The organism is Castellaniella sp. (assembly GCF_034674885.1).
Lineage (GTDB): Bacteria > Pseudomonadota > Gammaproteobacteria > Burkholderiales > Burkholderiaceae_B > Castellaniella.
On sequence record NZ_JAUCDS010000032.1, the window covers coordinates 18501 to 31661 of the forward strand.

Below are 13161 nucleotides of genomic sequence, written 5' to 3' on the forward strand. Positions count from 1 at the left end.
TCATTCTCCTTTGAAAACCGGGGGGCGTCCTTCGAGAAAGGCCCGCACGCCTTCCTGGTGATCGGGCCCGGACGCATAGGCAAAGCATGCCTGCAATTCGGCATCGGTCAGGGGCGGCTTGCCGGCCCCCAGGCGCGTGGCCATGTGTTTGTTCCAACGAGCAGCCTGCGGCGCCCCCGCGCACAGCCGGGCGACGGTGGCGGCCTGTTCGGATTCCAGTTCGGCAACTTCGACGATCCGGGTCAGCAGGCCCTTGGACAAGGCTTCCTGCGCATCGAATACACGTCCTTCCAACAGGATTTCCAGAGTGACGGCGCGGCCAGCCAACGCCAGCAGGCCGCGCATTTCATCGGGCGCCATGGGAAAACCCAGGCGGTTGATCGGTGCGCCGAACCGCGCATCGTTCGCCGCCAGGCGCAAATCGCACACACTGGCGATCTCCAGCCCGCCGCCAACGCAGACGCCCTCGATGACGGCCAGCACCGGGTGGGGGCATCGGGCAATCGCCTGCAGGGCCGGGGCGATGGTCTGCCGATGGTAGGCCTGCGCCCCCTCCGGATCGAAACGCACCTGGGGAAATTCCCGGATATCGGCCCCGGCCGCGAAATGTCCGCCGGCCCCCCGGACGACGATGCAGCGCAGATCGGCATCTGCCGACAGCGCTGCAAAGGCCTGCGCCAGTTCACGCCACATGGACACGGTGATGGCATTCATCCGCCCCGGATGATCGAGCAGGACGGTGGCGACCGCAGCGGCTCGCTGCACGTGGATGCGTCCGCCTGCGCCCTGCTGTCCTATAGCCATTGCACGCTCCGCGAAACCCGAGGCTTGCCGGCAGCCAGGCGCGCCCGGTTCTCGTCCAGCTGATCGGGTTCATACAGGTAGTTCACCATCAGTCCGCAGGACTGCTCCAGGCCCTTGTCCGAGGGGTCCGCCGCCCAGTTCAGCCGTTCGATCCGCGCGCCGTTGCCCAGATGGAAACGCGCCACCGGATCCAGCGGATCTCCGCCGCGCAACTGCTGCAGGTAGTGGGCCGCCAGCCGCAGGCCCGTCCGGCGCGACGACTCTGGCCCCGACCCCGACGCAGCCGCGCGCAGGAGATCGACCCAGCGCGCGCCGGCATCCGGGTCCTGGGCCGCCGCCTGGCGTTCGGTCTTGTCGGCCAGATGGTCCTGGATCTCGGCGCCGCTGCGCTTGCCCAGCCAGTCGGCAAAGCCCGGGATGGGCGACAAGGTGGCGAACGACCGGAGTTTCGGCAATTCGGACAGCAATTCCTCGATCACGCGCTTGAGCAGGAAATTGCCAAAGCTGATTCCGCGCAAGCCGCGCTGCGTATTGGAAATGGAATAGAAGATCGCCCACCGGGCCTTGGCCAAGTCCGCCAGCGGGCGAGCCGGATCGATCAGCACCTGCACGTCGGAGGCCATTTGTTCGGTCAGGGCGACCTCGACGAAGATCAGCGGCACGTCGCTCATCCGGGGATGAAAAAACGCATAGCAGCGGCGATCGGCGGCGACCCTGCGGCGCATGTCGTCCCAGGACCGGATCTGATGCACGGCCTCGTAGTGGATCAATTTTTCCAACAGGGAGGCCGGCGAATCCCAGTTGATGTGGTGCAGTTCCAGCATGCCGACGTCGAACCAGTTCGACAGCAGCACCGCCAGGGTCTGTTCCAGCGCCGACAGGCCGGCCACCTGGTTGCGCCAGCGCAGCATGTCCGCCCGCAACTCGACCATCAGGGCCAGCCGATCGCTTTCGGCATACAGGCGGCGGAACAGCCGGCTGGCATGATCCACCGGAGGTTCCAGGCCGATGCCCGCATGCACCAGGCCGGCCAGCAGGCAGCGCCGCTCTTCTGCATCGGCGGCCAGATAGCGGTCCGCCCATTGCCGCGCCAGGCGATTGGCCGCGCTGTCGGTGAGGGTGGCCGCGTACAGCGAACGCAGCGCCGCCGGATCGGGCAGATGATCCCGGTCCAGCCAGCGATTCAGGCGTTCCAGCAGGCCGGCTGAACGGGGCGAATTGGGCAACTGGGCGACATCGCCCGGCGCGGAAACCGCTGCAGCAGCGCCCGGTTGCGCATCCCGCGCTGGGGCAGCCGCCCCGTTCCATGTGCTTGATCCCGTCATGATGAGGCCCCCGACAGAACATGACCGGATACCGGCTGATCCGGCGACCCGGCGGCGTTGTCCTGCCGGGCCAGCGCGCGCAGCGCATCGAGCTGGCGCATCAGGTGTTTGCGCGTGATGGCATCCGCGCCTTCGGGATCCCGGGCCTTCAGCGCCGCGAAGATCGCCAGATGTTCCGCGCAGGATTCGCGCACCCGCCCCGGGTACATGAGGCTGCGATGGCGCGACAGGCTGAGCACCTGGCGCAGGTTGTCGATCAGGTCCGACAGCCAGGGGTTGTCCGCCATTTTCTGGATGGCCTCGTGGATGCGGGCATTGGCCGCATAGTAATCGTCGATGGAGTCGAGTTCGGCGAAATGCCGCAGGTCGCGATGCAGCGTTTCCAGCCGCTGCAGATCGGCCGGCGTGACCTTGCTGGCGGCCTCGTAGGCGCAGCGCCCTTCCAGCAGCGCCATCAGGGGAAAGATGTTTTCCAGGTCGCGGGCCGACAGTTCGTTGACGAAGCATCCCCGGCGCGGTTCCAGCCGCAGCAGTCCTTCGGCGACCAGCACTTTCAGGGCTTCCCGCAAGGGCGTGCGGGAAATGCCCAGCACCGCCGTCAGGTGGACTTCGTCGATCCAGGCACCGGACTGCAATTCCCCGGTCTGGATCATGCCCCGCAGGCGATCCGCGACTTCCTGATAAAGAATCTTCTGGATGATCCTGGCCGCCATCGGGGTCTCCCGCGTCGTATCTGGAAATTAATAATTCATAATTATGGCCAGCATAAGGACTGTCGCCCGCACAGACAACCTAGGTTATCCCTGATACGTCCGGATCGTCGGCGAGACCGCCGCCATCAAGCAGCCGCCCGTCGAAACACCAGGCGATCGGCCGACGAGGCCTCGTCGGCATAGCGGTAGCCATCGGCTGCGAACCCCTGCAGGCCGGCGACCTGCCTGACGCGATGATCGACGACGTAGCGCGCCATCAATCCCCGGGCCCTCTTCGCATGGAAGCTGATGACTTTCCAGACGCCGTTCTTCTCGTCCTGGAAGACGCATTCCACCACCCGGGCCTGCAAGGTCTTGCGATCCACGGCCTTGAAGTATTCCTGGGATGCCAGGTTCAGCAGCACCCGTTCGCCCGGCAGCGCGTCCAGGCGCCGATTGAGCTCCTGGGCGATCCGCGATCCCCAGAATTCATACAGGGTATGGCCGTGCGCGGTTCTCAGCCGGGTACCCATCTCCAGGCGATAGGGCTGGATCAGGTCCAGGGGGCGCAGCACCCCGTACAAACCGCTGAGGATGGCCAGATGATCCTGCGCCCAGTTCAGGCGGGCGTCCGACAGCTCCGCTGCCCGCAGGCCTTCGTAGACGTCGCCATTGAAGGCCAGCGCGGCCTGTCGGGCATGCTGCGCATCGGGGGCGTCGACCCAGGCGGCATACCGGTCCACATTCAGGCGGGACAAGGCATCGGACAGACTCATCAGATCCGCCAGATCACCGGCCGACAAGGCCTGCATCACGCCGACCAGTTCACGGGTTTGCGCCGGAAACACCGGCAAGCTGTGCTGCGTGGTGCGCACCGGCGTGTCATAGTCCAGCTTCTTCGCCGGCGATAAAACCATCAACATGAACGACTCCTGTGCATGAACGACAACGGCGACAGCATAAGGGATCTCTGAACAAGCCATCGCCGCCGGAAATCCGGCGGGCCGGATCGGACCCGCCTGATCTTGACGATCAACGAGCCGTCCAGCCGCCATCGATCGACAGCGTGGTGCCGGTCATCTGCGCAGCAGCATCCGAGGCGATGAACACCGCCGCCTGCCCCAGCTGTTCCGGAGTCACGAATTCCAAAGACGGCTGCTTCTCGGCCAGCAGGTCGCGGGCCGCGTCTTCGACGCTGAGGTGTTTCTTTTCCGCCAGCGCCTGGATCTGTTTTTCCACCAGAGGCGTGCGCACCCAGCCCGGGCAGATGGCGTTGCAGGTGACCCCGGTGCCAGCGTTTTCCAGCGCCGTGACCTTGGTCAGGCCCACCACGCCGTGCTTCGCCGCGACATAGGCGGACTTGTTCACCGACGCCACCAGGCCGTGCGCCGATGCGATGTTGATGACGCGCCCGAATTTCTGCTTCTTCATCGTCGGCAGCGCAGCGGCCGTGCAATGGAAAACGGCGGACAGGTTCAGCGCGATGATGGCATTCCATTTGTCGACCGGGAAATCTTCGATCAGGTCGGTGTGCTGGATGCCGGCGTTGTTCACCAGGATGTCGATGCCACCCAGCGCCTTGATCGACTGGGCGATGAAGTCCCGCGCGGCCTGGGCGTCCATCAGGTCGGCGTTCAGATAGACGGCCTTGATGCCGAAATTCTTTTCCAGCCCGGCTCGTTCACGCTCGATCGCGTCGGCATCCCCGAATCCGTTGATCACCAGATCGGCCCCCTGACGGGCCAGTTCCTGGGCGATGGCCAGGCCAATGCCGCTGGTGGAACCGGTGACGACCGCTTTTTTGCCTTTGAGCATGAGACCACTCCTTCTGAAAAGGTACATAAAAGGACTGAATCCAGTGTAGCGCGCCGCCCTGAACGCTGCCTTGCAGCCCTACCCAAACGCCGGTAACATCGGATGCGACAGGAGATGGCATTCCTCCTTGAACCGCTGCAGCCGCAGCTGACGATGCCTACAGGCCCCGATGCGCGATCCACGATCAGCGATCGGCCTGTAGGCGTTTCTTTTACCGCCGGACTGCCCCAAGGCAAAAGGCGCCCCCTCGGGGGGCAGCAAGCAGGCGAAGCCTGCGCGGCGCGGGGGCACTTTTTTATGGCCGCCACACCCATGCCCTTTCTCTACAACCCGCTGCTTGCCATCGCCGCCGGCGCCTCGGCCGGCGCCATTCTGCGCTGGTGGCTGGGATACACCCTGAACGCGCTGTTCCCGGTGCTGCCGCCGGGCACCCTGGTCGCCAACCTGCTGGGCGGCTACGTCATCGGCCTGGCGGTCGCCGTCTTCGGATCATTCCCGGATCTCTCGCCGCAGATGCGGCTGTTCATCATCACCGGCTTCTGCGGCGGACTGACGACGTTCTCGACGTTTTCGGCCGAACTGGCCATCTTGCTCCAGGAAGGCCGGTTCGGCTGGCTGGCGGCATCCGTCCTGGTCCACGTCGGCGGATCCCTGGCCATGACGCTGTTGGGCATTGGCACCGTGGCATTGACCAAAATGATGATGGCGGCCTGAGCCGCCATCATCCGACCATCCGCCGGTCACATCCAGGGCTGGCGCGGGGCATGCCCCGCAGCGCCCGGACGCCGGTGAATCACTGCTGCGCCGCTGCGACCTTCCGCCGCGCCAGCGCCCGGCCCAGCACCACCACCAGGATCGCACCGACGATCTCGGCGCCGATCTTCCAGGCGAAGGGGGGCTGGCCGCCGATCCGTTCCACCACGAACACGTCGGTGATCAGCATGCCGCCGGCAATCCAGCCCAGCAATCCGGCCCCCAGGGTGACCACCAGCGGGAAGCGGTCGATCAGCTTCAGCACCAGGGTGCTGCCCCAGACGATGATGGGCACACTGACCAGCAGGCCGAAGATCACCAGACCGATCTGATGATCGGCGTGGGCGTTCTGCGCTGCGCCGGCAATGGCAATCACATTGTCCAGGCTCATCACGAAGTCGGCGATGATGATGGTCTTGACGGCAGCCCAGATGGACGCGCTGCCCTTGATCTTGTCATGGGCGTCGTCTTCGGGCAACAGCAGCTTGATCCCGATCCACAGCAGCAAGCCGCCGCCTACGACCTTCAGGAAGGGAATGCCCAGCAGGGTCAGCGCAAAGGCGATCAGCACCACGCGCAGGATGATGGCCCCCGCAGTCCCCCACAAAATGCCCTGCATGCGTTGTGCCGGCTGCAGGTTGCGGCATGCCAGGGCGATCACCACGGCATTGTCGCCCCCCAGCAGGATGTCGATCAGGATGATCTGGAACACCGCACCCCAGTGCAGGGTCTCTAAAAATTCGATCATGGTCGTCCTTATGAAAAATGGCCTGTAACCCACCAGGGCCAGGCCATTTCCAGAGAGGAGACGTGCCTTGCCCATGATGGCAAGGTCTTGCTCGCAACCGTGGGTTGCCCGGGCACCGGGTACCTGCCTGAAGCAGATGACCGTCATGACGATGCCGCGGAAAGTGAGCTACTCCCCTTGAACGCGCAATTATAAAGGAAATCAGGCCGCTGCTGGGGGCCCCGGCATGAAACGCCAGACAATCAGGCCGCCCAGGGCCTGGGCGGCCAGCAACACGGCGACCGTGCCCGCCCATCCGCCCCAGGCGTAGGCTACGCCGCACAGCCAGGCGCCCGTGAAGCCGCCGCAATAGTAGGCGGAATAATACAGGCCACTGGCCAGGGAACGCCCCTGGGTGATGCGATAGGCGATGAAGCTCATGGTCGCGGATTGCGTGATGAACGTGCCACAGGCAGCGATGGCCAGCGCCACCACGATGGCCCAGGATGGCTGTGCCAGCGTCAGCATCACGCCGCAGGCCGACACCGCCAGCATGGACAGAACGGCACGCCGTACGCCGATGCGCGGGATGATGCGCCCTGCCAGCGGTGTCACGGCCACCCCCAGCAGATAGACGGCGAAGATATTGGCCAACTGACCGGGACTGAAATGATAGGGTTCGGCCGCCAGATGCAGATTGATGAAGGTGAACAGGCCGATCTGGGCGAACAGAACCGCGAACCCCAGGGCGCAGGCAGTCTGCAACGCAGGATTGCGCAAGAGCTGCCCCAGGGTCGCCATGCTGGATCGAAAGCGCGCATTGGCCACGAAATGGCGCGAATCCGGCAGGCCGCGCCAGACGATCACGGCCCCCGTCAGGTTCAGCACGGCCATCACGCCAAAGGCCGACTGCCAAGCCATGTATTCGGTCAGGTGCCCCAGGATGAAACGCCCCAGAAAGCCCCCCAGCACACTGCCCGACACGTACAGGGTCACGATGCGCACCATGGTCGAACCACGGAATTCCTCGCCGATATAGGCGATGGCGACCACCGACACCCCAGGGACGGCCAGCCCTTGCAGGAACCGCAGGACCAGCAGGCCGTGCACTGTTTCCACCAGCGGCATCAGCGCCGTCGGGATCGCCAGCGCAAACACCGATCCGATGATCAGCCATTTGCGCCCGATCGCATCGGACAGCATGCCGACAAAGGGGGAAATCAACGCCACCGCCAGCACCGTCATGCCGACCGAACTGCCGATCTCCACCACCGAGGCGTTCAGGTCGCGCTGCAGTTGCGGCAGGATGGACTGGATCGAGTAGACCTGGATGAAGGCAAACACACCCACCAGCCCCATGGTCAGTTTCAGGAGCAGACCGGGACGGTCATTGAATTCAGCGGAGGGGGCGGGCACAGGTGGCTGACATACTTTGCAGGAATTTTCCATTATAGGGGGCAGACTCGCATGGTATAAAAAGGCTGTCTCACCCCAGCAGGATCAGGGAACATGTCCATACGAACACTCAGCCGCCTGGGCACGGTGCTGGCACTGGCCGCCCTGGCTTCGGGATGCGCATCCGACAGCAACACCACCGGCGGCATCGGTTCCAGCATCGGCACCGCGCTCAGCAAGCCGCTCTGCGCCGTCAGCCCCAGCAGCTGCATCTACAAAGGTTCCTACGAACCCGGGGAAGCCGCCTACGCCGAACAGGAAGCCAGACGCCTGAACCAGGCCCAGCTGCTCCGGCTGCGAGGCATGTAAGCCCATGCCGGACGCCGTTCCCTTCACCGACGCCCTCGCCCATCTTGCCTCTCCCGACGACCAGCAGCATGCCGCTGCGCTGGCGCGGGAAGCCTTCACCCAGACATTCCGGCACGCTGCCGCCGACGCCTCAACAGATCAGGCGACAGACATCCTGGCGCGCTGCCAGGCCTGGGTCGGCGCGGCCTCCAATCCGGACGCCGCCGCCCTGCGGATGGCACTGCTGCTGACCGGCCTGGACCAATGGGGGCTGGCATTCAGCCAGGCCTTCGGGATCACGGCGATCCCGTCCCTGACCCGGCTGATCAGCGACCTGCGCACGCAGACCGACGCCGCCCAGGACGCCCGCCTGCAACAGCAGCTGGAACGGCTGGACGCGCAAGACGCCAACGCCATCGATTTCAAGATCAGCCTGCGCCGCGACATCCACATGGCGCTCTGGCACGCCATGGCAGGCAGCACCGACCCGGAATCCATCCGCCCCATCCTGCAGACCCTGGGCAGCCTGCTGCTGACGCTGGACGCCCGGATGCCGGAACTGGGCTGGCGCCTGGTGGCCGACACGCTGGCGCACATCCAGATCCGCCTGCTGGACAGCGAGCTGCCGCCGCTGGCGCAAAGCGGCACGCAGCAATTGCTGGACGCCCTGAGCCAGACCCTGCTGGCCGACCACTACAAGACCATCCTGGCGCACGCCACCCAGGTGATGCTGGACTGGCAGCGCGCCCGACGCCCGCACTGAAAGGCCTCACAGCGGCTACGCCGGCCCATTAAAAGAATGCAAAAACCGACGTCCCCCGGTGGACGGGCCTGAATCCGGCAGGGATAATGGGCGAAAGCCCCGACCGGCGCAACTGCGAGGATGACGGCCAGCATCGGGACGCACAATAATCAGCCGGGAGCGCGGACAATGCCATTGAGGATGCCAGTTCTGAAACTCAGTCGGCGGGCAGGCCGAATCCTGGCCGGCATCGCGCTCACCCTGCTTCTGCTGGCCGCGCTTTCGGCCTGGCTGGTGCCCAAGGCCGTGCATCATGCGCTGACCCAGAACGTCGCCGAACTGCTGGGCCGACAGGTGGCCGTCGGCAAGATCCGCTTCAACCCCTTCACCCTGGCATTGAGCGCCCAGGATCTGTCCATCGCCCAACCCCAATCAGAACCCCTGCTGCAGGTAAAGAAGATCGACCTGCGCGTGGCCTGGCGCTCCATCGTGATGTTCGCGCCGATCCTCGACCGGATCCACATCGACCAGCCCCGCCTGGCGCTGACGCGGCAGGACGCCACGCATTTCAATTTTTCCGATATCGTCGACCGGCTCTCCAAGGCTTCGGCCGAGCAGCCGCCCAAGCCCGAAGCCGCCTCGACAGAAGTGCCCAGGTTTTCCTTGAACAACCTGTCGCTATCGAGAGGCGCCATCAGCCTGGAAGACCATGTCACCGGCCGGCGCCAGACGATCGACGATCTCTCGCTGGGCATTCCCTTCATCTCGTCGCTGGGCTACGCGACAAAGATCGACGTGCAGCCTGCGGTGCATATGCTGATCAACGGCAGCCCCCTGGACCTGAGCGGCACGGCGCGGCCTTTCGACACCGTCCCCACGTCCACGCTGGACGTGACGCTGGACGGCCTGGCGCTCGACTCATGGGCGGATTTCTGGCCGATCCCCCTGCCCGTCCAGATCAAGAGCGCCCTGCTGGATTCCCGGCTGGAAGTGCTGTTCGAACAACCCCAGGGCGCTGCGCCGCGCATCCGCGTGCAGGGCGGCCTGGGCCTGCGCCAGCTGGACGTGGTCGAATCCTCCGGCGCACCGCTGCTGGCCTGGGACCATCTGAAGATCGATAACCTGGCCGCCGATCTAAGCGCCCGGACGGTTTCCATCGACACGGTGACGCTTGAAAAGCCCAAGGTAGAAGCACACCGCGATGCCCAGCAACTGAACTGGCAACGCGTCGCCGAGGGCTTTGCCAAACTGGGCAGCCCGGCGCCGGCCGAATCCACCACCACGGAATCGCCCGCTGCGGCATCTGGCGGCATGGCACCGCCGGCGGCCGAACCGAAGGCGGCTGAGCAAGCTGCCGACCCTGCCCCCGACAAGCCTCTGGCCGCCGCCACGTCTACAGCGCCAGCAAACAAGCCGGCACCGGCCACAACGCCTGTTCCCGCTGCAGCACCCGCACCGGCCGCGCCGGAGGCCCCTGCGGCATCGGCCTGGAAGATCGCCATCGGCAGCTTCAAGCTGCAGGACGGCGAAGCACGCCTGCGCGACGACCCGATCAAGCTGGACTACCTGTTAAGCGGCCTGGGCGCCGAGGTCCAGCACATCGCCCTGCCGCAGCCTGCAGACCAGCCCATGCTGGTGCAGCTGAGCATGGACAACCCGGCGGACGGCAGTTCGCTGCAGATCCAGGCGCCGGTCATCCTGCAGCCCCTGTCGGTCCAGGCGCAGATCCGGCTGGACCAACTGGCGTTGGCGCCCTTTGCGGCCGCCGTCCATCGTTTCGCCCCCATCACCGTGCAGGACGGACGGCTGAGCCTGGAAGGCAAGGTCGACGTCGCGGGCTCGCACATCGAAGCCCACGAGGTGAAGCTGGCCCTGAAACAACTGGCGGCGCGCGACGATTCCGTCAAGCCCGGCGTGAACCTGTCCATCGGATCGCTGGCGCTGGAGGCCGATCGCCTGGCCCTGGATGCCAAGCCAACGCGCTTCAGCCTGCAGGCCGACGGCCTGCAAAAACACGGCACGCTGGCGCTCAAGGGCACCCTGACGACACAACCGCTGCTGCTGAAGACCTCGGTCGACCTGGCCAAATTCGACGCGGCATCGCTGGCCCCCTACATTGCATCCAGCCTGAACGCCACCGTGCGCAGCGTATCCCTGGGCGCGCGCGGCGATGCGGAATTCGCCCCAGAGCACGGCAGCAAAGCGATGCAGGCCAGCTGGAACGGCGCCGTCCAGGTCAATGATCTCGACCTGCAGGACCGCGTCAACAAGGCGGCGTTCCTCAATTGGAAACACCTGGGCCTGAGCAACATGCGCGTCTCGATGGCCGGGCAGAAGCTGGGGCTGGGACTGGGCGACATCCTGCTGGAAGACTTCTACGGCAACATCCTGCTCAACAGCAATGCGCGCCTGAACGTCATGGACATCCTGGTCGACAAGGGCCAGGCTGGCGGATCCATCACGCAGGACACGCAGACCCGCCGGGGCAGCACCGCCGGCGCCGGGAAATCCACTGCGCAGCCTGTGGCCCGCCGCGCCGCCGAGCCCGACATCTCGATCAACAGCGTCAAGCTCAAGCGCGGTCGCATGACCTTCAACGATCATTTCGTGCGGCCCAACTACCGCGCCGAACTGTCCTCCATCGACGGCAGCCTGACGGCCGTGTCCTCGGCCAAGCCCACGCCGGCCAAAGTCAGCGTTGCCGGCCGCGTGTACGGCACGGCGCCCTTCTCGGTGTCGGGCACGGTGCAGCCGTTTTCACGCTACCTGGCGTTGGATCTCAAGGTATCCGCCAAGGGCGTGGACCTGCCCCGGTTCACCACCTACTCGTCCAAGTACGTCGGCTACGCCATCCAGCGCGGCAAACTGTCGGTCGATCTGAGATACCAGATCAAGGACCGCGCCCTGCAGGCCAGCAACAAGGTGCTGCTGAACCAACTGACCTTCGGCAAGCCGTCCGGCAGCCCCGACGCCATCAAGCTGCCCGTGCTGCTGGCGGTTTCCCTGCTGAAGGATTCCAGTGGCAACATCGACATCAACCTGCCGATTTCCGGCTCGCTGGATGATCCGCAGTTCTCGGTGGGCGGCATCATCGTCAAGGTGATCATGAATACGCTGGCCAAGGCCGTGACCGCGCCCTTCAAGCTGCTGGCCTCCGCCTTCGGCGGTGGCGAAGACGATCTGTCGCGCATCGAATTCGCGCCCGGCAGCGCGGAACTCGACGACACGGCCAAATCCAGCATCGCCACGCTGGTCAAGGCGCTGAACGACCGCCCCGCCCTGAAGATGGACATCATCGGCCGCGCCGACCCGCAGGCCGATGAAGCCGGCCTGCGTCAGGCCTGGGTGGACGACAAGATGCGTGCCCTCAAGGCCGGCGACGCCGGCCGCGGCAAGAAACCCGACCCCAAGAGCATCACGCTGACCGACGCCGATCGCGCCAAATACCTGGAAGACGTCTACGACGACACCAAGATCAAGAACAAACCGCGCAACGCCATCGGCTTTGCCAAATCGCTGCCACCCGAACAGATGCAGGCCCTGCTGCTGGCCGCCGCCCCGGTGGGCAAACAGGCCCTGGAAACACTGGCTGAAAACCGCGCACAGGCCGTGTACGAGCAGATCCTGAGCACCGCGCAGGACCTGACCAGCCGTGTCTTCATCGTGGCGCCCAAGATCGATGCGTCGGACACCGATGATGGGGGACCGGCGACACGGGTGGATTTTGCGTTGCAGTAGGGGGATTACCGTCCCACGCCGCGCGCCTGGGCGAGGCAGCGGCCCTATCCGGATTGTCGCTATCCAACTATCCGAGAAACGCCTGATCGGCTCATTCTGACAGGGCCGACACCGGCGGCTCTGTCATTCGCTCCCACTCCATCCCCTCACGCTATTCAAAACCAGTTCAAACCGATAGAATGTGTACACACAGATTCACAAATAACGCAGGAGGACTCCATCATGGAAGCGACCAAAGTAGGCATTCGGGAGTTCCGGACGGACCTGGCTGAACTCATTTCATCAGGCAACCCCATCGCCGTCACCCGCCATGGGCAAACGGTCGGGTACTTCATCCCGACACGCAGCCAGGACGCTGCTGAGGTTGAAGCACTTAGGCAAGCCAGCGAGGCCCTGGACGCCATGCTGGCCCAGCACAAAGTTGCCGCCGACGACATCATCGCCGACTACAAAAAGGCACGCCGAAAAGGATCTCGGTGATGCAGGCAAGGACGATTGTTCTGGATGCCAACATCCTGATTCGCGCCATCCTGGGCATACGGGTGCGCCAATTGATTCTGGACCACGCGATGGCCGCCCGGTTCTTCGCGCCCGATGTTGTAATGACCCAGCGGAACCTGCACAGATCAGGCGGCTAATGCGAAGGCCTCGGCCGGAGTTTTCATGTTCAGCGCCTGGTGTGGACGCCGATGGTTGTAAAAGCGGATCCAGTCGCCGATGACGTGGCTGGCGTGCTGCAACGACTCAAAGCGGTGCCGGTGGGCACATGTTGTCGCCGGTGTAATACTGACCCACCCCGTCGGAGTAAATCTGACCCACCTG

At 64.9% G+C, this 13161-nt stretch carries 14 protein-coding genes and 1 riboswitch; of the genes, 6 read left to right on the forward strand and 8 right to left on the reverse strand.

Going from position 1 to position 13161, the window contains the following annotated elements:
* From VDP74_RS13785 to VDP74_RS13805, 5 genes are all read right to left on the reverse strand, one after another.
* Window positions 1-804, reverse strand: a complete 804-nt coding sequence (locus tag VDP74_RS13785) for an enoyl-CoA hydratase-related protein (protein WP_323000218.1) — start codon at window positions 802-804, stop codon at window positions 1-3.
* Window positions 795-2129, reverse strand: coding sequence for a malonyl-CoA decarboxylase domain-containing protein (locus tag VDP74_RS13790; RefSeq protein WP_323000219.1), 1335 nt, complete (start codon window positions 2127-2129; stop codon window positions 795-797). Before VDP74_RS13790 ends, VDP74_RS13785 begins: the two co-directional genes overlap by 10 nt.
* The gene (locus VDP74_RS13795; RefSeq protein WP_323000220.1) at window positions 2126-2842 is read right to left on the reverse strand and encodes a GntR family transcriptional regulator; all 717 of its coding nucleotides are present in this window, start codon (window positions 2840-2842) and stop codon (window positions 2126-2128) included. The genes VDP74_RS13790 and VDP74_RS13795 overlap by 4 nt, the downstream gene beginning before the upstream one ends.
* A gap of 125 nt (window positions 2843-2967) precedes the next feature.
* Window positions 2968-3744 carry a peroxide stress protein YaaA gene (gene yaaA, locus VDP74_RS13800; protein WP_323000221.1) on the reverse strand — a complete coding sequence of 259 codons (777 nt, stop codon included), beginning with the start codon at window positions 3742-3744 and terminating at the stop codon, window positions 2968-2970.
* Between the two features lie 109 nt (window positions 3745-3853).
* Window positions 3854-4636: a 3-hydroxybutyrate dehydrogenase gene (locus VDP74_RS13805; protein WP_323000222.1), complete on the reverse strand. Its 783-nt coding sequence runs from the start codon at window positions 4634-4636 to the stop codon at window positions 3854-3856.
* Window positions 4637-4737: 101 nt separating this feature from the next.
* A riboswitch (Fluoride riboswitch) is annotated at window positions 4738-4803 on the forward strand.
* A gap of 130 nt (window positions 4804-4933) precedes the next feature.
* On the opposite strand from VDP74_RS13805, the gene crcB reads away from it, so the two are divergent.
* Window positions 4934-5350, forward strand: coding sequence for a fluoride efflux transporter CrcB (gene crcB / locus VDP74_RS13810; RefSeq protein WP_323000223.1), 417 nt, complete (start codon window positions 4934-4936; stop codon window positions 5348-5350).
* A 79-nt stretch (window positions 5351-5429) separates the two neighbouring features.
* On the opposite strand, the gene VDP74_RS13815 is transcribed toward crcB, so the two are convergent.
* Window positions 5430-6137 (reverse strand): TerC family protein, encoded by a 708-nt coding sequence (locus tag VDP74_RS13815; RefSeq protein ID WP_323000224.1) that lies wholly within the window; start codon window positions 6135-6137, stop codon window positions 5430-5432.
* Between the two features lie 201 nt (window positions 6138-6338).
* Entirely contained in the window at window positions 6339-7532 is a 1194-nt protein-coding gene (locus VDP74_RS13820; protein WP_323000225.1) for an MFS transporter, read from the reverse strand.
* Between the two features lie 93 nt (window positions 7533-7625).
* On the opposite strand from VDP74_RS13820, the gene VDP74_RS13825 reads away from it, so the two are divergent.
* From VDP74_RS13825 to VDP74_RS13845, 5 genes are all read left to right on the forward strand, one after another.
* Entirely contained in the window at window positions 7626-7880 is a 255-nt protein-coding gene (locus tag VDP74_RS13825; RefSeq protein ID WP_323000226.1) for a hypothetical protein, read from the forward strand.
* 4 nt (window positions 7881-7884) lie between these two features.
* Window positions 7885-8622, forward strand: a complete 738-nt coding sequence (locus VDP74_RS13830; protein WP_323000227.1) for a hypothetical protein — start codon at window positions 7885-7887, stop codon at window positions 8620-8622.
* A 168-nt stretch (window positions 8623-8790) separates the two neighbouring features.
* The gene (locus VDP74_RS13835; protein WP_323000228.1) at window positions 8791-12339 is read left to right on the forward strand and encodes a DUF748 domain-containing protein; all 3549 of its coding nucleotides are present in this window, start codon (window positions 8791-8793) and stop codon (window positions 12337-12339) included.
* Between the two features lie 222 nt (window positions 12340-12561).
* Window positions 12562-12819, forward strand: a complete 258-nt coding sequence (locus tag VDP74_RS13840; RefSeq protein WP_323000229.1) for a type II toxin-antitoxin system Phd/YefM family antitoxin — start codon at window positions 12562-12564, stop codon at window positions 12817-12819.
* The gene (locus VDP74_RS13845) at window positions 12819-12977 is read left to right on the forward strand and encodes a PIN domain-containing protein (protein ID WP_323000232.1); all 159 of its coding nucleotides are present in this window, start codon (window positions 12819-12821) and stop codon (window positions 12975-12977) included. The genes VDP74_RS13840 and VDP74_RS13845 overlap by 1 nt, the downstream gene beginning before the upstream one ends.
* On the opposite strand, the gene VDP74_RS13850 is transcribed toward VDP74_RS13845, so the two are convergent.
* A partial coding sequence (locus tag VDP74_RS13850; protein WP_323000230.1) for an integrase core domain-containing protein occupies window positions 12966-13161 on the reverse strand: 196 nt, incomplete at its 5' end. The genes VDP74_RS13845 and VDP74_RS13850 overlap by 12 nt on opposite strands.

What these genes read in the sequence shown, in the direction of transcription:
- VDP74_RS13785 (WP_323000218.1), bottom strand. Translation starts at nt 804, where the DNA reads ATGGCTATAGGACAGCAGGGCGCAGGCGGACGCATCCACGTGCAGCGA.
- VDP74_RS13790 (WP_323000219.1), bottom strand. Translation starts at nt 2,129, where the DNA reads ATGACGGGATCAAGCACATGGAACGGGGCGGCTGCCCCAGCGCGGGAT.
- VDP74_RS13795 (WP_323000220.1), bottom strand. Translation starts at nt 2,842, where the DNA reads ATGGCGGCCAGGATCATCCAGAAGATTCTTTATCAGGAAGTCGCGGAT.
- yaaA (WP_323000221.1), bottom strand. Translation starts at nt 3,744, where the DNA reads ATGTTGATGGTTTTATCGCCGGCGAAGAAGCTGGACTATGACACGCCG.
- VDP74_RS13805 (WP_323000222.1), bottom strand. Translation starts at nt 4,636, where the DNA reads ATGCTCAAAGGCAAAAAAGCGGTCGTCACCGGTTCCACCAGCGGCATT.
- crcB (WP_323000223.1), top strand. Translation starts at nt 4,934, where the DNA reads ATGGCCGCCACACCCATGCCCTTTCTCTACAACCCGCTGCTTGCCATC.
- VDP74_RS13815 (WP_323000224.1), bottom strand. Translation starts at nt 6,137, where the DNA reads ATGATCGAATTTTTAGAGACCCTGCACTGGGGTGCGGTGTTCCAGATC.
- VDP74_RS13825 (WP_323000226.1), top strand. Translation starts at nt 7,626, where the DNA reads ATGTCCATACGAACACTCAGCCGCCTGGGCACGGTGCTGGCACTGGCC.
- VDP74_RS13830 (WP_323000227.1), top strand. Translation starts at nt 7,885, where the DNA reads ATGCCGGACGCCGTTCCCTTCACCGACGCCCTCGCCCATCTTGCCTCT.
- VDP74_RS13835 (WP_323000228.1), top strand. Translation starts at nt 8,791, where the DNA reads ATGCCATTGAGGATGCCAGTTCTGAAACTCAGTCGGCGGGCAGGCCGA.
- VDP74_RS13840 (WP_323000229.1), top strand. Translation starts at nt 12,562, where the DNA reads ATGGAAGCGACCAAAGTAGGCATTCGGGAGTTCCGGACGGACCTGGCT.
- VDP74_RS13845 (WP_323000232.1), top strand. Translation starts at nt 12,819, where the DNA reads ATGCAGGCAAGGACGATTGTTCTGGATGCCAACATCCTGATTCGCGCC.